Here is a 23,023-nt window from a genome sequence, read left to right as displayed (position 1 = left end):
TAACTTAATGTGAGGGATCAGCGATGGGAATTTTAAGTGGAAATCCTAAAAACGAGCCCATGCATTATGGAGAAATCTATAGTGTATGGGAGTGCTCAATGGTAGCCAAAGGAGCTGTCTCTTGTTATCAGGCTTATATGAATCACGCAGGAGACAAAGATTTGAAGAAAATTTTAGAAGACTTGCTGGATCAGGCCAGACTGGAAATTAAAGAATGTGACGCCTTACTAACCGAGAACGGTATCACGCCCGCTCCGACTCTTCCAGAGAGACCCGTTGTGGCATTAGAGGACATTCCTTCTGGCGCAAGGTTTACTGATCCAGAGATAGGTGCCAAAGTTGCAACTGATACTGCTCTTGGATTAGTCGCCGCGAGTCAGACTATTGGCCAATCCATCCGCGAGGACATTGGTGCACTGTTTGCGAAATACCATGTTACCAAAACAGCACTGGGTGTAAGAATTCTTCGTTTGAGCAAAGAAAAAGGATGGCTTATTCCCCCACCGCTACAAGTGAAAAGACCGGATGGCGAATAAATCCTAACGTATTAAATGAATTCAATAATAACATTTAACAACGAATTGAACACACACAACGTCAAAGAGGCAGAGATGAAGAATAACATACTCCTCTTCTCTGCCTCTTTCGTATTCATAAAATAATTAAGACGGCTTATCACCCGAATCGTAATTGAAGTATTCTACATCCACATACCCTTGTTCTCTTTCATGGTTCAGATTGTACACCCCTACCCGGTCTCCCCGGTAGGATCCCCAACCCAATGGATAAACTTCACCAAAGGAGATAAAATTCTCTCCATCCATACTGTATTCATACTTGTTTTCACCATGCAAGTTCCAAATCGATCTCAACCACACATTAGTGGTAACAATAGATGGTCCCCATTCGATTTCACCTGAATGATCGAACTTCAGTACCCGAGTTCCTTCCTGCTGATGAATACCAATCGTACAATAGGTTTGTCCAAAATGGCATAGACCCGATTCCTGGTCATTCACCATCCCGCATAGATCATACTTGGCAGTCACTACGTTATGAGGAACACGATACGCCCGTTGGGAAAGAATGTTCGAGATTTTAAAGAAATCATTCTTCTCCGAAGGCACACAAGCATGCAAACGCAAATATCCTGGTCTCTCTGTTAAAGACCACGTATCCGCTTTGGGTTGGTGATTCCACCCCCAATGAGACGGTAGCACCGGGCTATTGAAATCGTCCTTCACGGTTAAGACCGTTTTGGGATAACCTTGAATTGGTTTTTTTCCTCCCCATACCATCTCTCCGACACCGTCACCGTCTGTATCCTCACCAATGATTGGCCAACCTTCAATCCACGTAACGGGAAGCAGGTGAAGAGTTCTGCCTTCAAAGTAACCACCGGCTCCTTAATCTTGTAATCATTATACTAATTGAAATTTAATTGATTAGATAGCATTAAACACGATCCCGATGTTTACAGGGATCGCTTTTCAATGTTGTCAATAGACTCGCAGGATACCGTAAATTTCATACCAGTCGTCTGCACTACATTTCCTTGAATTTCAATGAAACCATCTTCTACGGAGACCGAAACATCAAGTGTTGATATCAACTTGGTCCAGAACTTAACGGCTTTCAAATTCGATTTGAACATCCCCACCTCGTACCGACCAGGGTACAGTTTGAAGATTTGCATGACAGCATCTTTGGCTATGTTCGAGCCTCTATATTTGGGCAATACAAATAGCTCTTGCACCGAATAATCCACTTCATTTGCAACATAAGGAGGAGAAGTAACCAGGATAAATCCAACTATTTTTTCATTACATGTGATGAAGTATGGGTACAATCGTTCATCCTTATAATATGGCGAGATATCTTCCATTTCGAATGTACCTTTTGTTCCAATATCCTCCTGCGAGTAAGCAGAAAGCTCATAGAGATAATAATTAAATAAGTTTTCAAATTGTTCTTTAGTTGTGTCTGTTATTTGTTGAATTGTCACGTTCATCGTAACCTCCGTAATCTATTATTCTCTTTTCAGAGCCCTTAGTTGGCCGGACACCTATGCTATCCTGACGTATCCATATCATTAGTATATTGTGAAGAATCAGTCGCTAATAGGCAGAGTATAATTTAACTTGTTTCTTACATAAACAATAATAAATGACTCACGCTAGATTAATCCAATGAAGAGCCTTTTGTGTTTTGCACGAGATTGGTCAGCTTGGTTGTAAATTCTTCCACCATTGTAGAGATGGGTTCATCTGTTCGTGTGATCCTTCCTAGAACGGCTTTCTCTGCGCTGAAATGTTGCAAAGGAACCGCAACTAATTGTTCCAGATAGATCGAAGATAACGCATTTAATATAAAATCGGGAGCGATCGTGATGGCATTCCCATAAACAATCATTTGACATAATGCATCCATATTATTGGTGATCAAAGCGATACGGTTGGTATGATTCGCGGACATTAATGTGTGTGCGATTGTTTCGATCTGTTCGTCTTTATATAGGACAAATACTTCATTATGTAAGTCTTCAGGCGATATCGTTTTAAAAAAACGTAAAGGTGAACGGGTGTTCATGATCAATACTGCGTCACCTTCAACAATTGGGACCCAATCAAATAAAGTGTTCCGTTGGCTTTTGGGGTACGATAGCAAACCCATATTGGCATGACCCTCTTGAACGTCCTTCATTACTTTCTGAGTATCCCCCTCGATCATCTGAACTCTAAGTGTCGGATAGGTTTTCATCAGTTCCAGCATCGTCTGCACCACTTGAGGAACAAAGCCCGGAATGCTGGAGATGGTAATACTCTCTAAGGATTCTTCTTTTAGAGTAAGCAATGCACCTTGCATCTGTTCAATATTTTTGAGAATGGCTGCCGCATGCTGGAGAATCAACTCCCCTTCTGCTGTTGGAAAGACACCCTTTTTTGTTCGATGGAAAATAACAGTATTCAGCTCATCTTCCAATTGTTTGATCGACTGACTAATGGTTGGTACGGTAAGATGATGCACATTTGCAGCTTTCGTAAATGAACCCCATTGTGCAGCGGAAATCAAATATTGCAACTGTGAAATATTCATGTTCATTCCTCTTATCCTTAAATATATATTTATGATACTAAATTATATTTAAATATCTTTTATATTTAAAATCAAGTATTCTCATTACAGGAGGGCGATATGATGCGGAGTATACGGAGTTTTCTTGTAGAAGTATTGCTGAGAATCACGAAAAAAAAACTGGACGTAAATGAATTTATGGAGAAACGCAGTCAAATCAATAGCGAATCCTATCAGGTCCCTGCTAAACTCAAACAGAAGTACAATATCGCCAAATACGGTAACCTGCCTTTGGATACGTATATCCTAAAATCCACTTCTCGTTCCGACGAACGAATTGTATTGTATTTGCCTGGCGGAGGATATGTTGAGCAACCGCTAACTTGGCACTGGCATTTCTTGCACAACTTAACCGAGCAATTGAATTGCACGGTCTTTGTGCCAATCTATCCGAAAGCTCCGGACAATCAATATACGGCTACAATAGAAAGTGTCCTTATGGTGTATCAGCATCTATTAAAAATAGCAAAACCTGAAAATATGGTCATCATGGGCGATTCTGCCGGAGGTGGTCTTGCTCTGGCCTTTTCACAATATTTATTAGAGCAAGAATTACCACAGCCTAAAGACATCATTCTACTCTCTCCGTGGCTTGATATCACCCTAAATAACCCGCAGGTCCTTGCCATGATTGATAAAGAGCCCATGTTGAACTGGGACATGCTGGTTGAAGCTGGAAAGAGGTACGCTGGTGAAACAACTCGTTCACATTATTTAGTGAGTCCAATTTATGGAGAAATTAAAAACCTGGGTAAGATATCCCTGTTTGTAGGTACACATGAATTTTTTCTTCCGGATGCTCGAAAATTCAGAGAAAAAGCTGCACGACAGTCAGTTGAAATAAACTATTTTGAGTATCCAAAAATGAATCATGTCTTCCCCGTCTTTCCTATACCTGAAGCGAAAAAGGCGCTTAAACAGATTGTAGACATTATCCAAAAATAAGCAGAAATATCGATAACTTTTAGGAAAAAGATATTTTGAAAAATGACATTGTAAAAAAGTCTAATCTAAATCAAAATTAAAAAAGCCGCTCAATAGCGGCTTTTTTAAAAGTCCTGAGCACTTTCCTCCACTTGCTCGGCTCGTTTAGTTCGTTAGGTATCCTTAGATTTTTTGCTAAAATTAGATTTTGTGCTAATTCTACTTTGTTGAAGGATGAATGTCGCGGATCAACAAGATCTCGTCAAAATCATAACCGTTATGCTCTGTGATCATCGTAGAATTATGTTTACGGATGTGATAGTTATGTCCCCATACGATCATTTTTTCATTGGGATATACCGTTTTGGCAAGCCAAGTCAGGTTATCGGCCATAACGCGATCACGTTTATAACTCGCCATTTGTAACTGCTTCTCAGGGTCAATTCCAGCAAACATGTTTATGATGTGTGTATGATAGTTATCCAGCATATCCAAACGGTTTTGCAATACACGTTCAATCAAGGGTACCAGGTCGGATTGTTTTGGTTGTGCTTGATGTAATTCATCTTGATTTTCTCTTACGATTTTTGAAGAGCTAGATATTTTTCTTTGATCTTCTTTTTCTGCTTGTTGAATTCATCCATGTCGGTAATCGTATTCATTTTCAAATACCAGTGTTCCGTTTGAGCAAAACCGCTCGCTTTACTTGGATCGACTTGGGCGAACCAATCTTTGATGAACGTGATAAAAGACTCCTTTGGGCTTTGTGCGTCAAATCCAGTTAAAATCAATGGATGATCGGTCTTGCTCTGCTCTGCAATGTTTCAAACAAAGGCAAGTTTTGTTTAACCTGCCACACACCAAAAATAGAATTTTCCATCAATTGTTCCGGCGTCGTCTGATGTACCTGTGAATACGCATTAGCTGTATCCCAATCGCCCGTTTGAGATGTTGATCCATTATGGCTCTGCACCACCTTTTACTTGAACTTGGTGAGATAATAACATGTTTACAACACTTTGTATATTGGATGAACTAAGTGTCGTCTATGAGAAGAAAAAAGACATCCCCAGTTCTCACCTGCCCAAGGTGGATCTAAACAACATTTTGGGCAAATGAAAATAAGACATGTCTCACAAAATAAGATTATTTTTAATTTATGGAGCACTCATGATTTTCTATACTAGATACAGTTTCAATCTGTTTACTTTATGATTTAAAGCCGCTTAATTTCTCAACAGCCTGATGTTCGTCTGACACAAAGAATATATCATTACCATTATTACTCTCGTAGATAAAGTCTTTCAGACTTTTGCTGGTATAGCCTGAGTAATCGCCAATAATCGCAATTTTGGTCTGATAATTGATGAATTTTTGCAGTACTTCACCAGCCAGACGTGTTTTCAGATCAAAGAACGCTTCACTAACTTCCGATTTATTAACGATGATCAGGTTACAGTCCGTTACTTCATATCTAACAGTTGCCATTAAGTCCAAGGCTGATTGCACATCCGAGATTAGTGTTTCGTTATTCGTGACGTAAGCTATGGATACTCCGTTTTTGTTTATTTGTTGAATGTTCATGTCTTCTGATCCCTCATCTCATATTTGTAACTAAGTATCAAAAATCATCTAAATATACTTTAGAGTCTATTCATATACAAGCACCCAGTATTTCGCTCCTGGTTCACCCTCTTCAATAACGGTCTTCCAGCCCTGCTTTTTATAGAACGACAGCGCCTTATGATTGTCTGAAACACACTTTAACGTGACAGGTGTCCCCAATCTGGCTATCGATTGCTGGAGTAACAGTTTACCTGCGCCTTTCCCGGCCGCCTTGGGGTGCACAAACAAATTATGAACAAAACGGTCAGGTACATATAGTGAAGCAAATCCAAGGATTTGATCCCCTGCTTCGGCCACAAGAATCTCTTCTTCCGATGTATCCCGGTCAAAATCTTCGAGAGTCATCTCATCGGCATTAGCCCAGTGGAAGTTCTCCCGCCGGGAATGCAAATAAATTTCTCTCAATTGTGCATAATCTGAAGTTTTCGCTTCTCTAATGATCATTCGATCCATCCCCCATTCATCTGACTCATCAATTCATTTGGGTGTTACTTGGAGCCAGCGTTCACCGTTTGTTTGGCCTGTGTACGGCCCGCTTGTAACAAATCATCACTGAACTTTGAATCACTGACTGCACGTGCCAAAGCAACGGTTCCTACCATACTGCTCACTAGCGCATAACCGGCAGAAGTATCGATTCCAGCCATATCTGTAATAAAAGCGGTAAAACGCTGTAACTCTCGTGTATAAGCCTGCCGTATTTCCTCCGATAGCTGAGAAATTTCACCTGACAGTGCAGGTAGGATACAACCGACTTCCGTTTGATCTCGATGCAAGGAGCCTAAATAAAAATCAATGACAGCCTCAATTGCAGACTGATCTTCATGTTTGTTTTTATCAGCAACTTTTTGCAGCATCTCCATAGTGTCACTAATAGCAAAATGACAGGTCTCCTTCACAAGCTGATCTTTGTTTTCAAAATGAGAGTAAAATCCCCCGTGTGTCAGTCCGGCGCCTTTCATAATATGTGGAAGACTTATATTTCGAACGCCGTGGGTTCGGAATGCTTTAGCCGCACTAGTAATAATATGGTTGCGAACTTTGAGTTTGTGCCCTTTCGGATAAGGCATCGTGCTTCCTCTCCTTTTTGCCTAGGTCTCTATATATCGATCGTTTTTAAAATATTATATTTATCATATTGTTTAATGTCAATTCATAGATCAGTACTTTCAGCAGAGGAAAGGTGATCATAAATGGAGTATTGACTCCTTTAAAATATGATGACTATAATATATTATGATTATCATATTTTATTTAGGAGGTACCCACTATGAATGCATTAGAAGCTGTAGACACACTGGTCATTGGATCAGGGCCAGGAGGTTATGTGGCCGCACTACGATCCTCACAACTCGGGATGAAAACAGCGGTCGTGGAGCGTCAGCAGATCGGCGGCGTATGTACGCATGTAGGCTGTATCCCTTCCAAAGCACTAATTGGTGAAGCAGAGCGTTTTACTTTACGCAGGCAATGGAGCGCTGTCGATCAAGGCGTTTCCTTTCAGGAGGCTCAGGCATTCAAGCAAGCCGTGGTGGATAAGCAGTCTGGAGGAGTTCGGTTTTTGCTCAAAACGGCGGGCGTTACTGTTCTGGCAGGTGAAGCAAACTTGATAGATGCACATACCGCCGCGATTCATCATGCTGAAGAGGGTGAGCGCCATATAGTCTTTAAGCACCTCATCTTGGCAACCGGCTCCCGTCCGATTGAAATAAGTGCTCTTCCCTTTGGCGGACGAATCCTCTCATCAAGCGAAGCGCTATCGTTGCCGGAAATTCCCGAAAGCCTAGTTGTGGTTGGAGGCGGTTATATTGGCGTGGAACTCGGTCAGATGTTTGCCAGATTTAGAACCAAAGTTACGATGCTTGAGGGGGGTGAACAGATTTTGCCCGGATTCGAAGCCGAGCTTGTTGAACCTGTTATTCGTCAACTGAAAAAGGACGGCATAACCATCTTAACCGGGGCTAAGGTTACGGGAGCAGACCAGTATACGAGTCACATCGATCTCCACTATACACGTCTGAATGAATGCGACATTGTTCAAGCAGAATATGCGTTAATTACAGTGGGCAGGAAACCGAACACAGATGGCAATTTAGGTCTTGAAAATATAGCTCTCTCCCCTTCTCCACAAGGCTTAATCGAGATTGACGCGCAGTGCAGAACATCCATCCCGCATATTTATGCTATTGGAGATATCGTTCAAGGCCCTGCTCTAGCTCATAAAGCTTCCTATGAAGCAAAAATTGCAGCGGAGGCAACTGCAGGTAAACCCTCGATCATCGACTACAAGGCGATTCCACTAGTTGTGTTTTCACATCCGGAGATCACTAGCGTTGGTCTTAGCGAGACGGAATGTGAACTGAAATCCATTCCTATTGTTGTTGGGAAATCTGTTTTTTCAATCAACGGCCGTGCACTCGCTCTGAAGGAAACCGAAGGTTTTGTTAAAATTGTAGCTCACGCTACGACGGGGCTTGTATTAGGTGCACAGATTGTCGGGGCTGATGCTTCTACGCTGATCTCCGAGTTGTCTCTTGCTATTGAAATGGGAGCAACGGTGGAAGATTTGGCCATGACTATTCATCCTCATCCGACGCTGGGAGAAATCGTTATGGAAGCCGCAGAACAAGCTTGTGGGAAAATAGACAAAATGAAAACTGGGAGAAAACATCATGATATCTAAATGGGGCTTGTACAGCATTATCATGTTAATCATTATTTTGGCAGGCGGTTTGCTCATCGCAAAAGGTACAGATGCTGTAAGTCAGGCTGAGAATAACAAACAGGGAATATTGAATACATCGCAAGATACAGCAGCGTTTTACGTTGACTTATATATTCCCGAATCGCAGATTGAGCAGTTTCATGCAGATCAGAAAATAAACGTTCACTTTCCTTATTTGCAGCAGCCTCTTATAAAAGAAGGGGTGGTAACTTCTGTGGCTCCCTCACCTCAATTTGCTAATTTGCGCATGACGCGGGAGAGAGGGCAAGCCGATCTGAGCATGTATCTGATCCGTATATCGGTTCCAACAAGCAAGGAACTGCTTCCGGGCATGACTGCGGAGGTACAACTTGATCAAATCACTGACTGATGAATGGAATCACCTACGCGGGAGTAAATGGATCATTCTTATTTTTGTTGCCCCTCTAGTGGCTGCTCTATTCTTCGGACTGATGTTTTCCCGGAATCAATTGAGCGAAACGCCTGTTGCTGTTGTGGATGAGGATCATTCTTCCTATTCGAGACAGCTTATTGAATTAATCAATGCCTCACCATTAATGGAAGTTACAAACGTCTTTCCAAATCGACTCTCTCCAGATATACTGCTGGCTAATGAACAGGCTGTGGCCGTCATTGTGATCCCGCATGGATTACAGCAAAGGCAAGATGCAGGACTGTCCTCAAGCATCGGGATCTGGATGGATAATACGATGCCCTCCAGCCTAAGTGGTATTCGTTCTGCGATTCAGGAGATTGTGACAACCGAAAATACGACCACTGCTGTAACTCGTCTTACTCAAACCATGAATGTAGAATCGGCCAAAGATTTGGTATCCCCGCTATCTCTTGTGCAGCGCATGTTATATAATCCAACCTCCAGTTATATAGGCACGATGGTAATTGGATTTGTAAATATTATGATTTTAATGCTTACAACTGGAGCCGCTGGTGCGATAGCCCCACGTCTCCGGCAAGAAGGCAAGCTTTTGTTTGCGGGAAGCTCTCCCTTCCAGCTTTGGATTCGCGTTTTACCTTATGCCATTTTAAGCACCTGCTCATCCCTGCTCAGTTACGCGATGTTAAAACAGGTGGGACAGATGCGTTTCGAAGTGGCACCGTATGTATTCATCGTGCCTTTACTACTATATTCAATGGCGTTATGTTTACTAGCGATGTTGCTCGGATATTCCGTTCAAAACATATCCAAAGTTGGCTCACGAATGAGCCTTATCTTGTACCCTTCTTTCTTGGTAACAGGAATTCAATTAACACCGCTTGCGTTTCCCGCCTTTTTTCAAATTACGGCCTGGGCACTGCCTATGAACTGGCTTAATCGGTTGATCCGGGGTATGGCTTTTCGGAACGGTGAATTGGGTTTTTACAGCGTGGAGCTGGGAGCATGTATTTTGATCATAGGTATAGCTTCATTAGGCCTCGGATTCGTCCTGCGGCGAGAGTCGCGTAGGTCAATGTCGAACCTTGAAGTAGAAGCTGCTTAGAATGATTAATCGCCGCAAGCCTGTTCAAACGAATAGGCTGCGGCGATTTGTACTATGAATTTGTGTAGGAACTGTAACAGCTTAAGCGCTCTAATTCAATGATCAAAACCTGATTTTGGTCACTTTGCTTATCAGCTTTTTTGCGCTTCATTACCCTTAGGAGCTTCAACAGCTTTTCTCTCCATGTTAATGGATAACTGTACACTAATCATTAGCATTACAATGACCAGCATGGCGATAATGGATACGTTAAACCGTCCGCTGAGATCAAAAATCCATCCAATAACAAGTGGACCGAAGGCACCCATGATATAACCTCCCATCTGTGACATTGCTGACCACGACCCTGCTTCCTCGGCCGTATTTGTTGCCATAATGGGTAGCATCAGCGCTAGTGGAAACAATCCACCAGCCCCGATACCTAGAAAAATAACGGCTGGTAGCATGGGAACAGGCAACAAAAGTAACACTAAACCGATGAGTTCTGAGACACTACACAAGACAAGCCATAGTTTGATCTTGCCTGAGCGGTTTACAAGATTCGGAATCAGTAATGCGACAGGAACTTGAATTAATGTGAACACGGTCAGAAGCAACGCCGCGTTTGGTGCACTGTATCCAAAGCTAAGAGCGATTGGCGAAATCCAAGCTGTCAAACTATAGAACATACTGGCCATGAGGCCAAAAAACAAGGTGAATTGAACCGCTTTTTTATTACCCAGGGGCAGTTTAACGCGCTGTGATCTGCTGCTGGAGGGTTTATTTTTTCGAATGAGTAAGGTCCAGAAGATCACAGCAATGAAGCCAAAAGCGACCCAGCAGGACAAGGCTAGTGAAATATTGTGTTGATTTTGGTTATAAATCGGAATGGTTAACGCAGATGCCAGTGCTGCTCCAATCGTCATCGAGACGGAGTAAATACTCACTATGCCTGGGCTTGCTGGGAAATACTTTTTAATAAAACTTGATAGTAGCGGTCCCGCGAAGCTAATGCCAATCCCTCCGACTAAAGCGGTAGCAAGTAGTACGGTAACAGATTGATCTACACTGCGTAGTGCAGTGGCGAGTGTGATGAGAAGAAGCGAGATAAAAATAGTTCTCTCCAAACCGAGCCGCTGACTTAACGTTGAGGCGACGGGAGCAAATAATCCCATACACAGGACAGGCAGTGTAGTCAGAAGGCTTGCTGTTAACGCGCTTATACCTAGCTCGGTTTGAATCATGCTCATCATGGATGCTACGGAAGTAATGATGGGGCGCAGGTTCAATGCCGCAATAAATAGTGCGAATATATATAATTTCTTTTTCATGGTTCTCTTCCTCCTGATTCTTCTTGAAGTCACTTTGAGTATACGTCCGCCCCATCCATTGATCAATCCAATAATTCGTATTATTATGATAGTAAAATACTATTATTAATCAAGGAGAAAAAAATGGACACTCGAAATATAGCTTATTTTATGGCCGTCTTTGAGCATCTTCACTTCACAAAGGCCGCAGAGATTCTCGGAATTTCACAGCCTACGTTGAGTCAGCAGATCCGTCTGCTTGAGGCTGAAGTCGGTATGCCCCTTTTCGATCGGATTGGCAAAAAAGTTGTGGCAACCGAGGCTGGAAGGCTGCTCCATCAATACGGAATAAAAATGATTCAGGCTGAAATGGATGCAAAAAGTGCGATTCAAGAACTTGTATCGGAGAAGCGTGGAACGGTCCGGCTTGCTGTGTTACCCTCTGATCTTGATTTTCAACTTGTTCCGCTGTTTGTTGAATTCAAGACTCGGTACCCTCATACGAAGCTACAGGCTTTTTCAACCATTTTCGTTCGAGACGAAGTACTAACCCATAAAGTAGATCTTGGCATTGGTCTTCGTGGTCCCAAGGACAAGCGCCTTGTACAGATTCCACTGGGAAGTGAGCCTTATGAACTGTTTGTTCATGCATCCAGTGATCTTGCAAAAAAACATGAAATAACCCTGGAAGAATTGACCCGGCTCGCGCTGGTCATGTATCCCAAAGGGTATATTGGCAGAGATTTGGTGGATGAGGTTTTCCGGGAGCAAGGCTTGGAGTTAACGACGGTTATGGAAGCAGGTTCTGCTTCATCCCTATTGCAACTGGTAGCTGCAGGTATTGGTGCAACGATCCAGCCAAGAGAACTGTTAAAGCAGCATTCCGGCTGGGAAGATATCGTAACGATTCCCATTGTTGGGCCTGCACCTGTTCGACACATGGAGTTGACCTACTATGCGGATCGATTCATTAGCAAAGCGCAACACCAACTAGCGGAGTGGTTGATTGAATTTTTTAAATCGAAAACGAACTAGTGAAAAGCAAAAATTCGAAGAGAATAAATGAGGTTTTATAAAATGGAGAAATCGAAAGACGTATTTGCCGTTTCGGAGCGTTTAGTGATTCGAAAGTTCGGCATGCAAGACGTTCAGTCCTTCTATCAGTACCGCTCTAATCCCGATATTGCTCGCTTTCAATCGTGGGAAAATTATACGATTGAAGATGCAGAATCATTTGTCGGCCGTCAATTAGAATCTTCCCCTGATCAGCCGGGTAAGTGGTTTCAATATGCGGTTGCTTTGACTGCGTCTGATCAGATTATCGGAGATTGTGCGATTCATACGATTGGAGCCGAACCCAGAATTGTCGAGCTTGGATTTACTCTTGCGCCTGAGCATCATGGGAAAGGATATATGCACGAAGCACTTTGTACACTGCTTGACTATGTTTTCGGTACACTGAATAAACATAAATTGATCGCTTTTTCCGATGTGAGAAACACAAAGTCTATTCGCGTTCTGGAACGTTTAGGCATGAGACGCGAAGGACATTTACTCGAAAATTACATGTCCAAGGGTCATTGGATCGATGAGTATCAATATTCGCTTCTACAATCGGAGTGGTTGAACAAGCGTCAGTAATCTGTGCGAAGAAATGGGTTGTTCCAGCCCAACGGGTCATTGTTCTAATGGAGTGATGACTTTGTTGGGCACCCAGCCCTTCTCCCCTTCAGTCGTGTGCACAAAGCTCCATTCGTTTAACTCACTCTCTTTCTGCACAATAGTACCAGGTATCACGTTTAATTCGAGCGCAGAGTAGTCTTCCTGTACTTCGGATTGTTGTTTTTCATTCGGTGTGCTCAGTATTTGCTTGGGTACCCAGCCACGCTTTTTGGAATGCATTGCTTCACAAAAAATCCAGTTCGGAAATTCAGTATCTTCTTCTCCATAATGAACGATATCTCCCTTAGCCAGCACAATAGGGTCTGGATAATTGGAATGATGGGGATGAATCACTTTGTATTGTTTCATATGTATTCCCTCCAGAATGTAATTCTTTAAAAAGTGAAACCAACGATCAGGACAATTCTTCGTTTTTGTAATAAATGCTACGTTGTCCATAGGCGCGAAGGAAAACACGTACCCCTTCTGTGATGATTCGTTTGGTTTGTTCATCTTGAAAAATTTCGATTTTTTTGCGTTGGTTAAATACCATTAAAAACGTTAACGCCGCGAAATGTTTAGTAGCCAGTTCGGGATCGGACACATGAAGCAATCCCCTTTCTGCAAACTCGCCAAACTTCTTGATCATCCCTTCTTCCGTTGCGTTGTCTAACTTTTCTAAAAAAGAGATGGGTAGGTTGGCTTCTTCCATCGTCACCAGACGGATCAAAGCACTGTAATCAGAAGAACCGTTCGCAGAAGCTACGAATTGTTCACAGAAGGATATAAGAGCCTGCTCCAAATCCTCGAATTCCGAGAGATAGTCTGTTATTCCTTGTTTGATCATGTCCAAAACCGCCCAACTCGTTTCTTCCACAACAGCAAGCAACAAGTTTTGTTTGTCACCGTAATAATCATAAACTGTTCTTTTCGAAACTCCTGCTTTAGCTGCGACCGCATCGACGCTGGAACGATCAAATCCATCTGAGAGAAACAATTCTCTTGCTGCCGCAATAATTTTCGCTCTTTTGTCAGAAGAGCCTTTGCGGACTTTTTTGTTTTCCGTAGTATTCATCCTTAAGCTTCCCCCCTTTAACTATACTATCAAAAATGAGTTCCTCTTTACAAACTACACTGCACGGTGTAGTTTAGTTTATGTGACCTATCCCAATCCATGATCAAGGAGGAATTTATTTATGAACATGCCACAGTCTTTTGTTGATGTTCTTATTGTCGGGGCTGGGCCAACAGGGCTGACACTTGCCTGCGACCTTGCCCGTCGAAACGTAGACCATCGGATTATTGAACGAAGCACTTCGTATAACGTAGCGTCCCGTGCCAAAGGAATTCAGCCCCGTTCGCTTGAAGTCGTTGATGATTTGGAAGCCGTTCGTTACATTATGAACACAGGTGTCGTGGATTTACCTTTGCGCTATTACAACGAGGATGGCAGAAGTATAGTTAAGCCCTCTATTACCGTTGCGGCCAGCGCTGAACTGGGATCACCCTATCCAGATCCGGTCTGGATTGCTCAATTTGATGTGGAAAAGGCATTACGTGACCGATATGAGATGTTTGGCGGTAAAGTGGAGTTGGATATGGAAGCCGTAGGACTTGTTCAAGACTTGGAGGGTGTACTGGTAACGGTGAATACTCCAGAAGGAAAAGAGCAAATTCATGCCCGTTATGTGGTTGGCGCTGATGGTGGGAAAAGTAGTGCTCGCAAATTTATCCATCATCCATTGGTTGGGAATACACACGATCATGAACGCTGGTATCTTGGCGATGTGCGTTTGGAAGGACTAGATCGTGATCATATCCATATCTGGACTTCTCCGGAAGGGATGATTGGAGTAACGCCATTACCGAAATCCGACATTTGGCAACTCCAAGCTACCATTTCTTCAGAGATTAAGGAACCGGAAAATCCGTCGTTAGCAGTGTATCAGGATATGTTTAACCGACGAGCAGGTGCTGGGCATGTTCGGCTTACGGATGCATCCTGGATATCTATCTACCGGATCAATGTGCGAATGGTTGAATCTTACCGCAACGGTCGGGATTTTCTTGCCGGAGACGCTGCGCATGTTCACTCGCCAGCCGGAGGGCAAGGCATGAATACCGGGATGCAGGACGCCTACAACCTAGGATGGAAACTGGAATCCGTCATACGTGGAGCAAACACCACCCTGCTTGACACCTATGATGAGGAACGTCGTCCCGTAGCTCAAGCGGTGCTTGAGGATAGCACAAAAAAAATGGGAGCGATTTTAGGGACAGTGACTGAACGTGGAGCATTATCCCAATCCTTAAGTACCGTATCCGATGATCTAACGAGCGGACTTCTTATTTCTTATCGTTCAAGTTCTCTTACCCTCCCCTCTCATCAAGCCAATGTTACCCGTTCAATGCCTGGAGATCGTGCTCCTAATGCCAAGGGTCTGCAAAGTGCTGAGTTCACAGGAGATGTCTTTGACCTGTTGCGCGGCCCACACTGGACTCTTTTCGCTTTTGTATACCGTACAGACCACCTTTCTCTAATGGACTTCACTTTTGATGAACTCCATACGCACTGCATTGTACCATCACATGTCGAAGGGGAAGAATGCATTATTGACACAGCAGGTAATGCCTATAAAATGTACGATGTTACAAGCGAGACACTTTTATTGATTCGTCCTGATGGCTACATCGCATTACGCACTTCCATTGAGGACAGCGCACAGATTCTACAATACCTGAACTCTATGTATCACGCGAACTAGTTAAAGTCAGGCTACCTTTTATAAAATTATGTCTCTAAACCTAAAAGATGGCCCCCGTGAAAACAGGAGCCATCTTCATCATTTTTTATGATGTAGAATAACGAAAATAATCAAAATCAGCATGTTTGCGGGTTCCACCCAGATCTTGCACACAAAGACCAATATAGGTTCCTGTGAACCGGATGTATTCCGGGGATTCATCGCATAGATGGGTAATATCCGTCCACTCACCGATCTGTTTCCATGACGCTTCACGATCTCCTAACGCATAGTAAAAGCAGGCACGATCATGATGGACGACTACTTTTAAACGAATTGGATTATCTGTCTGTAGCGGAATATCTTCCTCCAAAAGCTCATCATACACCCCATATTTAGACTGAAGGATGCCAATGCACAGTCCCTTCTCTTCTTGATGCGTAACCCTAAGGTAAAGGTAATCCTGCGTATCGTAATAGAGGATCAGTCCAGCCATCTGCTGTGGATGATCAGGCGTGAATTCCAGACACGTTTCAGCTTCACACTCGAAAGCCTCGAGTCTGCGAGCAAGCATGCTTTGTCTATGGGTTGAACTCATCGATTCCATCCCATACAAACGTAAATAGCCAGGACGTTCCTTCAGTGTCAGCCAAGTGGCGTCCGGCGGGATGCGAAGAGTATTCCAGTCGTTACAAAGCTCTGCTTGATCAAAGTGGTCCATCTCCGCAGTTGGTTCAAACGGGTGAGATTGGATATTCGGTGCGGATACTTGAAGTTCTGGATATCGATCTCCGCTTGCAAGTCTTAACCACCCATCCTCGCTCCACATACAGCGCTGCAGAGCCGTTTCACGTCCAAGGATACAGTGTTTCTCCTGAACAGGTCTGCCTACCAGATGTGCCATGTACCATTCGCCCGTGTGCGTCTCGACGAGACATCCGTGACCTGCCTTTTGCAGTGGTAAATCCGTTCTTCCGTGTGATGTAAGGATCGGATTGTTCGGATCAACTTCATACGGGCCTTGTAATGTACGTGAACGGGCAACCGTCACAGCATGCTCATAACCTGTTCCGCCTTCAGCGGTTACTAAATAATAATAACCATTGTGTTTATACAGATGTGGTGCCTCTGTCAGTCCCAGTTCTGTTCCTTTAAAAATGTTGATGGCACTTCCGACCAGCTTCTGCTCCTGAACCGAATACTCCTGAAGTACAATACCTGCAAAGCGGTTTTTGCCCTTACGGTGATCCCAAATCATGTTTACCAGCCACTTACGTCCATCTTCATCATGAAACAGAGAAGGATCAAAGCCACTGCTGTTCAGATAGATTGGTTCGGACCATGGCCCTTCGATATTTGTTGCGGTCACGAGGTAGTTGTGAGTATCTTTAAAAGCACCTATTCTGCTCTTCACATCCGTATATATCAGATAAAACATACCGTGATCATAGCTGAGACAAGGTGCCCATACGCCTCCAGAGTTGATATTCCCCTCCATGTTTAACTGGGATTTTCGCGTCAATGGTGAAGGTAACGCACGCCAGTGAACTAAATCCTTGGAGTGATGAATGCGGACACCTGGGAACCACTCGAAGGTGGATGTGGCAATATAATAATCTTCTCCTGCCCGGCATATGGAAGGATCGGGATGAAAGCCGGTGAGGATCGGATTGGTAATCATGGTTGTGGTTGTATTCATGAAAGCAACCTCCGGTAAAAGTAATAGCTATGAAACATTGATGGCTAGCACATCGTAAAAGAATGCGTTTATTGCAGGGTCTCAGTTCCAACCGAGAGCCTTTTTGCCAGCCTCAAGTGCAGTTATGATGCGGTCTACATCGTATATATTTCCTCTCCAGGTGCCTCCACTGACCGATTGCAGCGCTGCCCACAAGCGTGTATCGTCAGGCAGTGCTTGGTCTGGTCGCATATCCGGATGAAAAGGCCGCTGTGCCAGGATCAATGCTCCTTCTTCGGGAGAAACTTCGATCCCTTCCGCTCCGACAAAATTAACACTTCCATCCAGCGTGTTCCGATCTACGACAATGTCAATTAAATCACCGTTTCGCAACTTTCCGATGGGACCGCCGGCAAGCGCTTCCGGTCCAACATGACCAATGCATGCACCGGTAGATACACCGGAGAAGCGGGCATCGGTAATGAGCGAAACATGTTTTCCAAAGGAAAGATGTTTAAGTGCAGAAGTAAGTTGATACGTTTCCTCCATCCCTGTTCCAGATGGCCCACGTCCAAGCAGGACTATAATATCACCCGCGACTATTCCACCTGTTTTAATTGCACGGATGGCTTCACGTTCAGTGGTAAATACCTTGGCCAACCCCCTGTGACGATATACTCCTTGTTCATCGAGTACATCCGGGTCAATGGACGTAGATTTGATAACAGAGCCTTCAGGAGCAATATTGCCCGTTGGAAATGTCACAGTAGAGGAAATGCCCAGCCGCTGGGAGTGTTCCGCACTCATAATGACACTGTCCGGATCGATGCCATCGACATCTTGCAATTGTTTTCGCATAACATGACGACGCTCAGACGACTCCCACCAATCCATGACGTGGCTAAGAGATGTTCCTGTTACCGTCTTCACACTTTCATCCAACAAACCAAGACGTCTAAGGTGAAGCATAGCTTCCGGTACACCACCTGCCTGAAAAACCCGAATGGTTGGGTAAAAGATCGGGCCATTTGGCAATGCACTCACGAGTCTCGGAACATGTTTATTGACCTGAATCCAGTCTTGTACATTGGGCAGGGTTAAACTGGCCGCATGTGCAATGGCAGGAATGTGAAGAAGCAGATTGGTGGATCCGCCGAAGGCTGCATGCACGACCATGGCATTACGAATCGATGCATCGGTGATAATGTCCGCCATTCTCAACCCTTGAGTCTCCATCTGGATCAGTGCACGTGAGGATTGCCGAGCCATCTCAAGCCAGATCGGTTGCCCTGAAGGGGCTAGAGCAGCATGAGGCACAGTCATTCCCATTGCCTCAGCTACAACCTGAGCTGTGGCTGCTGTTCCTAAAAACTGACAACCTCCGCCCGGGGTAGCACAAGCCCGGCAACCTAACTCTGATGCCATCTCCAGTGAAAGCTCTCCGCTTGAGTACCTTGCACCGATCGTCTGAATTTTCCCGGCGTCTTCTCCATCCGTAGGCGGAAGAGTTACACCGCCAGGAACAATAACACCTGGCAGCTGCGGCATACCCGCCAGAGCAAGCATCATCGCGGGCAGTCCTTTGTCACATGTCGCCACGCCTAACACACCTTTGCGTGTGGGCAATGATCGAATCAATCGGCGAAACACCATCGCAGCATCATTTCGGTATGGCAGTGAGTCGAACATACCGGTTGTTCCTTGCGATCTGCCGTCGCAGGGGTCGCTGACATAACCGGCAAACGGAATTCCGCCGCGGCTGGACAATTCATCTGCCGCCGCTTTCATCAGTAGTCCAACTTCCCAGTGGCCCGTATGATAACCGAGTGCCGTGGGACTGCCGTCCTCATTGCGTATACCACCTTGCGTACTTAAGATCAGATACTGTTTTCCATTTAACTCTCCAGGCTTCCAACCCATACCCACATTCTGAGACATACCGAACAAGTCGCCACTTGGCGCGTTTCGCAGTAAATCATCGGTTAGTGGCAGACGCCCTTCCACCCCGGGAGCATGGGCTTGAATCGTGAAGAGGTCAGATTGATTGTTACTCAGATCAGGCGAATTTTCACCCATAATGGATCGAATCTGTTCGTACATGATATCCCTCCCCGCGGTTTAAGATTTCACGAAGACGGTTTTGATTGCGGTGAAAAATTCAATAGCGGCCTGACCTTGCTCTCTGGAATGGGAACTGGACATCTTCATCCCGCCAAATGGAGCCTGTAGCTCGACACCCGCTGTTTCCGCATTAATTCTTACAAGTCCAGCGTCCATATCACGAATAAACGAAAGCATCGATCCAACGTTTTGTGTATAGATTGAAGCACTTAATCCATAGTCGCTATCATTGGCTAGCTCTATAGCTTCTTCAATGGAATCTACAGGCATTAAGGCCAGCACTGGGCCGAATATTTCTTCTCTAGCGATCGACATATGGGATTCGACACCTTCAAATACTGTCGGCTGTACATAGAATCCTTCTGCAAGCTCAGGACTGTCCGGTCTGTTCCCACCGGCTAATAGTATTGCACCCTCATCCTGTCCTTTTTGAATGTAACTCAGGACTGTATTAAGCTGTCCTTCACTTGCGCATGGACCCATCCAGCTCTCGCCAGACATACCATCGCCCATACGAATTTCCTCAACTTTTGCCAGAAGCTTTTCCTTGAAAGCATCATAGACTGTTCGTTCAATGATTACGCGGCTGGTCGCCGTACATTTCTGACCCGTTGATTTCAGGCCACCGCTAATCGTTCCTTCCACAGCCAAATCCAGGTCTGCATCAGCTGCAATGATGACCGGGTTTTTGCCACCCATTTCAAGCTGATATTTGGCTCCCCGAGAAAGTACAGCAGCACCGACCCGTTTACCCACTTCATTGGAGCCTGTAAACGTAATCCCGTTCACATCTGGATGTTCAGCCATTGCAGAACCGATTACCGAGCCTTTACCACACACCAGGTTGAGAACGCCAGCCGGAAGGCCTGCTTCTTCAAAACATTCCAACACTTTGGCTGCCGTAACCGCTGTCTCCTGTGCAGGTTTCAAAACAACCGTATTGCCGTAGATCAACGCAGGTGCAGCTTTCCAGATCGGGATAGCTACCGGGAAGTTCCACGGTGCAATTACACCAACAACACCAAGCGGTACACGCGTTGTAAACATCAAAGCTTCGCTGTCCGTGGACGGAATGACATCACCCGTTTTACGCATGCCTTCACCTGCGTAATATCTCAAGATCGCGACGCCGCGCATTGTTTCTCCTTTGGCTTCAGGGAACGTTTTCCCCATTTCTCTCGTCATCGCTTCTGCGACTTCATTCGCTCTGCGTTCCAGTACGTTTGCAGCTTGAAAAAGAAAATTACCTCGTTCAGCGCCAGTTAACTTCCGCCAAGACTTTGCCGCTGCTTTTGCTGCTGCCACCGCTTGATTCAGGTCTTCCACGCCAGAGGCAGGTACATGCCCCACCACTTCATTTCGATTCGCCGGGTTGATGCTAGCGTCTGTTTTTCCACTGGCAGCTTTCACCCATTCTCCATTAATAAAATTGCTATAGGTCTGCTCTAACTGAAAAGTGCTCATTGTTTTCATCCTCTCTAATCAGTCATTAGAATTTAGTATTTAGAATTGTCACGAGTTCGAAATAACGGGATTAATTAGCGTTCCGATGCTGCTGATTGAAATCTCGATACGGTCTCCTGGCTCAAGTGTAAAATCATTTGGCGGTACAATATTAGTACCGGTCAGAAGTACTGTACCGTCGAACAAGTCGTTGTCTCTTGCCAAAAACGAAACCAGTTCATCCAGCTTACGGTTTAATTCACTCGTGCTAGCATCACTTTTTACAATGACTTCTCCATTGCGATAGATCTCGCAAATAATGCTCAGGTCATAGGGGTTCTGCACCGTTTCCGCTAGCCGGATCGCTGGCCCGATTGAGCAAGAATTGCGCCATATTTTGGCCTGCGGCAGATACAGCGGGTTCTCCCCTTCGATATCCCGGCAGCTCATGTCATTGCCTGCGATGTATCCTACAATGCTGCCATCAGCGGCAAGCACAAGCCCAAGCTCGGGCTCTGGAATCTGCCATGTGGAATCACTGCGTAGCGTGACCGCTTGATTAGGCCCAATGGTACGAGCAGCTGTGGATTTGAAAAAAATTTCCGGACGTTCTGCATCATAAACTTTATCGTAAAAGGTAGTCGCATCCAGCTTGCCATCCGTTGCTTCATAATTACGAGCTTCCCTGCTTCGCTGATACGTTACACCTGCTGCCCATACTTCGGGTGCTTCAATGGGGTTAACAATATGCAGGGTTGTCCAATCATCGGTCAGTTTGTTTACAGGTTTAAAAGCGCTTTCAATAAGTTGGACTGTTGAAATGCCCTGTTCTCTCGCTTGGTAGATTAAGGTCATGAAATCGGTCTGTGGCAAACGATAGGCTTGTTCATCATCCGTCACGGCTGCCAGCCACTTCTGTTCTCCATCCAGAAATCGAATAATTCGCATATAAACGTGCCTCCTGTGCCCCTGTTGGGTTGATAATTCTAGATTAGCATTCACCATGTCTCATGACGATGTTCTAATCACTCCGACTATTTACCCTTTTCACGCATCGTATTTCTGTTAAGATAAGTTTATAAGTTTTACAACGAGTTGATTTACACTGACACTCCGATGACAGAATAAAAATTGTACAGGACGAGGGGGACTTGCAGTGGCGAAGCATTCAGAAGCGATGTATTTAGGCCGTTTGCCTGATGTTCGTTTGTCGTTCCAATTAATGGGGTTGCATGCCAGAAAGGCAGATTCGAACTGGACATATCCATCCCATGAACATTCGATGTATGAAATTCACTGGATGATGGAGGGTCAGATGAGCATGGTGATCAATGGAAAACTGCATCAGCAGTCCAAAGGAGATCTTTTGTTCATTCGTCCGGGAATCACCCACGCTTGTACAGGGGCAGGGCCAGAAGGATTTACCTATTTTTCAGTTCATTTCAGTGTGCACGATACTTCTTTTTGCCGGGAACTCAACCGCAGCAAAGATACCTACTATCCAGCAACATCGAATCTGGCCATGGCGATGTCCCCGATCCTCTCTACGTTGTATGATCTGTCCACAGAGCATTTGTCTGAATCTTTATCCTCCTCGAAACAAATGAAGGTGCATGCCGCTGTATTTGAGCTTCTTGGCTCGCTAGTCGGACAGTTATCGCAGAACGCATCCGTTACTGTATCCAGAAAAGAGGCGATTGCCCACCAGATCGCTGAGTATATCGAGGACTCGGTAAGATATATCCATCTACATAGTGAGATTCAAGAAACGGATAGAACCTGGATTCAGGATATTGCAAAATCGCTCAACTTGAGCACGTCACAGGTCAATCGAATTTTCCGAGAAGTGTACGGTCAGGCGCCGCGCAAGTATTTATCCGAAACGTTACTGAACGAAGCACAGCGGCTATTAAAACAAACGGATCTGAATATTGATCATATTGCCATGATGCTCGGATACAAAACGAATGCACATTTTAGCCGCCAGTTCAAACGGTGGACAGGCATTGCGCCAAGTGAATTTCGCGTGCATGCCCAGCAGGATGTGATGAGTCTTACGCAAGACAAATAATGCGCAAAGATGGAGAAAAACGTACTGTTTAAAAATAAAACGCGATTCCATGTGAAAAAGAAAGAAGCAGCTCAAGGATGAGTGCCCTCACCACTGGCTGCTTGGA

The 23,023-nt window shown here is 44.6% G+C and carries 22 protein-coding genes and 1 pseudogene; 9 read left to right on the top strand and 14 right to left on the bottom strand.

Going from position 1 to position 23,023, the window contains the following annotated elements; translation table 11 throughout:
- Nucleotides 1-23: 23 nt before the first annotated feature.
- The gene (locus M3629_RS07985; RefSeq protein WP_251503923.1) at nt 24-536 is read left to right on the top strand and encodes a DUF3231 family protein; all 513 of its coding nucleotides are present in this window, start codon (nt 24-26) and stop codon (nt 534-536) included.
- Nucleotides 537-662: 126 nt separating this feature from the next.
- On the opposite strand, the gene M3629_RS07980 is transcribed toward M3629_RS07985, so the two are convergent.
- The 3 genes from M3629_RS07980 to M3629_RS07970 all read right to left on the bottom strand — a co-directional run bounded on the left by M3629_RS07980 (nt 663) and on the right by M3629_RS07970 (nt 3,096).
- A complete protein-coding gene (locus M3629_RS07980) occupies nt 663-1,298 on the bottom strand; it encodes a hypothetical protein (protein ID WP_251503920.1) in 636 nt (211 codons plus the stop codon).
- A gap of 176 nt (nt 1,299-1,474) precedes the next feature.
- A complete protein-coding gene (locus M3629_RS07975; protein WP_251503917.1) occupies nt 1,475-2,011 on the bottom strand; it encodes a GNAT family N-acetyltransferase in 537 nt (178 codons plus the stop codon).
- 170 nt (nt 2,012-2,181) lie between these two features.
- Nucleotides 2,182-3,096: a LysR family transcriptional regulator gene (locus M3629_RS07970; protein WP_251503914.1), complete on the bottom strand. Its 915-nt coding sequence runs from the start codon at nt 3,094-3,096 to the stop codon at nt 2,182-2,184.
- Nucleotides 3,097-3,186: 90 nt separating this feature from the next.
- Between M3629_RS07970 and M3629_RS07965 the strand changes: the two are divergent.
- Nucleotides 3,187-4,080, top strand: a pseudogene (locus tag M3629_RS07965) (alpha/beta hydrolase); the annotation flags it as partial.
- A 198-nt stretch (nt 4,081-4,278) separates the two neighbouring features.
- Here M3629_RS07965 and M3629_RS07960 read toward each other — a convergent pair.
- The 4 genes from M3629_RS07960 to M3629_RS07945 form a co-directional block, all read right to left on the bottom strand.
- Nucleotides 4,279-4,515 (bottom strand): erythromycin esterase family protein, encoded by a 237-nt coding sequence (locus M3629_RS07960; protein WP_353056736.1) that lies wholly within the window; start codon nt 4,513-4,515, stop codon nt 4,279-4,281.
- Between the two features lie 753 nt (nt 4,516-5,268).
- Nucleotides 5,269-5,643, bottom strand: coding sequence for a DUF4180 domain-containing protein (locus M3629_RS07955; RefSeq protein WP_251503908.1), 375 nt, complete (start codon nt 5,641-5,643; stop codon nt 5,269-5,271).
- A 66-nt stretch (nt 5,644-5,709) separates the two neighbouring features.
- Nucleotides 5,710-6,129, bottom strand: a complete 420-nt coding sequence (locus M3629_RS07950) for a GNAT family N-acetyltransferase (protein ID WP_251503906.1) — start codon at nt 6,127-6,129, stop codon at nt 5,710-5,712.
- A gap of 44 nt (nt 6,130-6,173) precedes the next feature.
- Nucleotides 6,174-6,755 (bottom strand): TetR/AcrR family transcriptional regulator, encoded by a 582-nt coding sequence (locus M3629_RS07945; protein WP_251503903.1) that lies wholly within the window; start codon nt 6,753-6,755, stop codon nt 6,174-6,176.
- Between the two features lie 200 nt (nt 6,756-6,955).
- Here M3629_RS07945 and lpdA point away from each other — a divergent pair, with 200 nt between their 5' ends.
- The 3 genes from lpdA to M3629_RS07930 are packed head-to-tail and all read left to right on the top strand — an operon-like array spanning nt 6,956 to nt 9,909.
- Nucleotides 6,956-8,368, top strand: a complete 1,413-nt coding sequence (gene lpdA / locus M3629_RS07940) for a dihydrolipoyl dehydrogenase (RefSeq protein WP_251503900.1) — start codon at nt 6,956-6,958, stop codon at nt 8,366-8,368.
- Complete coding sequence (locus M3629_RS07935) at nt 8,358-8,780, top strand: hypothetical protein (RefSeq protein WP_251503897.1); 423 nt, start codon at nt 8,358-8,360, stop codon at nt 8,778-8,780. Before lpdA ends, M3629_RS07935 begins: the two co-directional genes overlap by 11 nt.
- On the top strand, nt 8,761-9,909 hold the full coding sequence (locus M3629_RS07930) for an ABC transporter permease (protein WP_251503895.1): 1,149 nt from the start codon (nt 8,761-8,763) through the stop codon (nt 9,907-9,909). The genes M3629_RS07935 and M3629_RS07930 overlap by 20 nt, the downstream gene beginning before the upstream one ends.
- Before the next feature lie 131 nt (nt 9,910-10,040).
- Here the strand turns inward: M3629_RS07930 and M3629_RS07925 are convergent, their stop codons facing one another.
- The gene (locus tag M3629_RS07925; protein ID WP_251503893.1) at nt 10,041-11,219 is read right to left on the bottom strand and encodes an MFS transporter; all 1,179 of its coding nucleotides are present in this window, start codon (nt 11,217-11,219) and stop codon (nt 10,041-10,043) included.
- 123 nt (nt 11,220-11,342) lie between these two features.
- Here M3629_RS07925 and M3629_RS07920 point away from each other — a divergent pair, with 123 nt between their 5' ends.
- Both M3629_RS07920 and M3629_RS07915 read left to right on the top strand, forming a co-directional pair.
- The gene (locus M3629_RS07920; RefSeq protein WP_251503890.1) at nt 11,343-12,233 is read left to right on the top strand and encodes a LysR family transcriptional regulator; all 891 of its coding nucleotides are present in this window, start codon (nt 11,343-11,345) and stop codon (nt 12,231-12,233) included.
- Nucleotides 12,234-12,275: 42 nt separating this feature from the next.
- Entirely contained in the window at nt 12,276-12,839 is a 564-nt protein-coding gene (locus tag M3629_RS07915) for a GNAT family N-acetyltransferase (RefSeq protein WP_251503887.1), read from the top strand.
- 36 nt (nt 12,840-12,875) lie between these two features.
- Here the strand turns inward: M3629_RS07915 and M3629_RS07910 are convergent, their stop codons facing one another.
- Both M3629_RS07910 and M3629_RS07905 read right to left on the bottom strand, forming a co-directional pair.
- On the bottom strand, nt 12,876-13,229 hold the full coding sequence (locus M3629_RS07910; RefSeq protein ID WP_251503883.1) for an SH3 domain-containing protein: 354 nt from the start codon (nt 13,227-13,229) through the stop codon (nt 12,876-12,878).
- Between the two features lie 46 nt (nt 13,230-13,275).
- A complete protein-coding gene (locus M3629_RS07905) occupies nt 13,276-13,935 on the bottom strand; it encodes a TetR/AcrR family transcriptional regulator (RefSeq protein ID WP_251503880.1) in 660 nt (219 codons plus the stop codon).
- Nucleotides 13,936-14,056: 121 nt separating this feature from the next.
- On the opposite strand from M3629_RS07905, the gene M3629_RS07900 reads away from it, so the two are divergent.
- On the top strand, nt 14,057-15,625 hold the full coding sequence (locus M3629_RS07900; protein ID WP_251503877.1) for an FAD-dependent monooxygenase: 1,569 nt from the start codon (nt 14,057-14,059) through the stop codon (nt 15,623-15,625).
- Between the two features lie 85 nt (nt 15,626-15,710).
- On the opposite strand, the gene M3629_RS07895 is transcribed toward M3629_RS07900, so the two are convergent.
- The 4 genes from M3629_RS07895 to M3629_RS07880 form a co-directional block, all read right to left on the bottom strand.
- Nucleotides 15,711-17,303 (bottom strand): glycoside hydrolase family 43 protein, encoded by a 1,593-nt coding sequence (locus M3629_RS07895; protein WP_251503875.1) that lies wholly within the window; start codon nt 17,301-17,303, stop codon nt 15,711-15,713.
- 81 nt (nt 17,304-17,384) lie between these two features.
- Nucleotides 17,385-19,382 (bottom strand): YjhG/YagF family D-xylonate dehydratase, encoded by a 1,998-nt coding sequence (locus tag M3629_RS07890; RefSeq protein ID WP_285888290.1) that lies wholly within the window; start codon nt 19,380-19,382, stop codon nt 17,385-17,387.
- An 18-nt stretch (nt 19,383-19,400) separates the two neighbouring features.
- Complete coding sequence (gene gucD / locus M3629_RS07885) at nt 19,401-20,867, bottom strand: alpha-ketoglutaric semialdehyde dehydrogenase GucD (RefSeq protein WP_251503873.1); 1,467 nt, start codon at nt 20,865-20,867, stop codon at nt 19,401-19,403.
- A 48-nt stretch (nt 20,868-20,915) separates the two neighbouring features.
- Nucleotides 20,916-21,794 carry a fumarylacetoacetate hydrolase family protein gene (locus tag M3629_RS07880; RefSeq protein ID WP_251503870.1) on the bottom strand — a complete coding sequence of 293 codons (879 nt, stop codon included), beginning with the start codon at nt 21,792-21,794 and terminating at the stop codon, nt 20,916-20,918.
- Nucleotides 21,795-22,002: 208 nt separating this feature from the next.
- On the opposite strand from M3629_RS07880, the gene M3629_RS07875 reads away from it, so the two are divergent.
- Complete coding sequence (locus M3629_RS07875; protein ID WP_090916191.1) at nt 22,003-22,917, top strand: AraC family transcriptional regulator; 915 nt, start codon at nt 22,003-22,005, stop codon at nt 22,915-22,917.
- Nucleotides 22,918-23,023: the final 106 nt, after the last annotated feature.

Origin of the sequence: Paenibacillus polysaccharolyticus (assembly GCF_023714295.1) — a bacterium.
GTDB lineage: Bacteria > Bacillota > Bacilli > Paenibacillales > Paenibacillaceae > Paenibacillus > Paenibacillus polysaccharolyticus_A.
Note: the sequence above shows the minus strand (reverse complement) of the source record. Positions and strands in the feature narration are given on the sequence as shown.

What these genes read in the sequence shown, in the direction of transcription:
- gucD (WP_251503873.1), bottom strand. Translation starts at nt 20,867, where the DNA reads ATGAGCACTTTTCAGTTAGAGCAGACCTATAGCAATTTTATTAATGGA.
- lpdA (WP_251503900.1), top strand. Translation starts at nt 6,956, where the DNA reads ATGAATGCATTAGAAGCTGTAGACACACTGGTCATTGGATCAGGGCCA.
- M3629_RS07905 (WP_251503880.1), bottom strand. Translation starts at nt 13,935, where the DNA reads ATGAATACTACGGAAAACAAAAAAGTCCGCAAAGGCTCTTCTGACAAA.
- M3629_RS07950 (WP_251503906.1), bottom strand. Translation starts at nt 6,129, where the DNA reads ATGATCATTAGAGAAGCGAAAACTTCAGATTATGCACAATTGAGAGAA.
- M3629_RS07900 (WP_251503877.1), top strand. Translation starts at nt 14,057, where the DNA reads ATGAACATGCCACAGTCTTTTGTTGATGTTCTTATTGTCGGGGCTGGG.
- M3629_RS07980 (WP_251503920.1), bottom strand. Translation starts at nt 1,298, where the DNA reads ATGGTATGGGGAGGAAAAAAACCAATTCAAGGTTATCCCAAAACGGTC.
- M3629_RS07880 (WP_251503870.1), bottom strand. Translation starts at nt 21,794, where the DNA reads ATGCGAATTATTCGATTTCTGGATGGAGAACAGAAGTGGCTGGCAGCC.
- M3629_RS07910 (WP_251503883.1), bottom strand. Translation starts at nt 13,229, where the DNA reads ATGAAACAATACAAAGTGATTCATCCCCATCATTCCAATTATCCAGAC.
- M3629_RS07960 (WP_353056736.1), bottom strand. Translation starts at nt 4,515, where the DNA reads ATGTTTGCTGGAATTGACCCTGAGAAGCAGTTACAAATGGCGAGTTAT.
- M3629_RS07920 (WP_251503890.1), top strand. Translation starts at nt 11,343, where the DNA reads ATGGACACTCGAAATATAGCTTATTTTATGGCCGTCTTTGAGCATCTT.
- M3629_RS07895 (WP_251503875.1), bottom strand. Translation starts at nt 17,303, where the DNA reads ATGAATACAACCACAACCATGATTACCAATCCGATCCTCACCGGCTTT.
- M3629_RS07955 (WP_251503908.1), bottom strand. Translation starts at nt 5,643, where the DNA reads ATGAACATTCAACAAATAAACAAAAACGGAGTATCCATAGCTTACGTC.
- M3629_RS07945 (WP_251503903.1), bottom strand. Translation starts at nt 6,755, where the DNA reads ATGCCTTATCCGAAAGGGCACAAACTCAAAGTTCGCAACCATATTATT.
- M3629_RS07975 (WP_251503917.1), bottom strand. Translation starts at nt 2,011, where the DNA reads ATGAACGTGACAATTCAACAAATAACAGACACAACTAAAGAACAATTT.
- M3629_RS07890 (WP_285888290.1), bottom strand. Translation starts at nt 19,382, where the DNA reads ATGTACGAACAGATTCGATCCATTATGGGTGAAAATTCGCCTGATCTG.
- M3629_RS07985 (WP_251503923.1), top strand. Translation starts at nt 24, where the DNA reads ATGGGAATTTTAAGTGGAAATCCTAAAAACGAGCCCATGCATTATGGA.
- M3629_RS07935 (WP_251503897.1), top strand. Translation starts at nt 8,358, where the DNA reads ATGATATCTAAATGGGGCTTGTACAGCATTATCATGTTAATCATTATT.
- M3629_RS07915 (WP_251503887.1), top strand. Translation starts at nt 12,276, where the DNA reads ATGGAGAAATCGAAAGACGTATTTGCCGTTTCGGAGCGTTTAGTGATT.
- M3629_RS07970 (WP_251503914.1), bottom strand. Translation starts at nt 3,096, where the DNA reads ATGAATATTTCACAGTTGCAATATTTGATTTCCGCTGCACAATGGGGT.
- M3629_RS07925 (WP_251503893.1), bottom strand. Translation starts at nt 11,219, where the DNA reads ATGAAAAAGAAATTATATATATTCGCACTATTTATTGCGGCATTGAAC.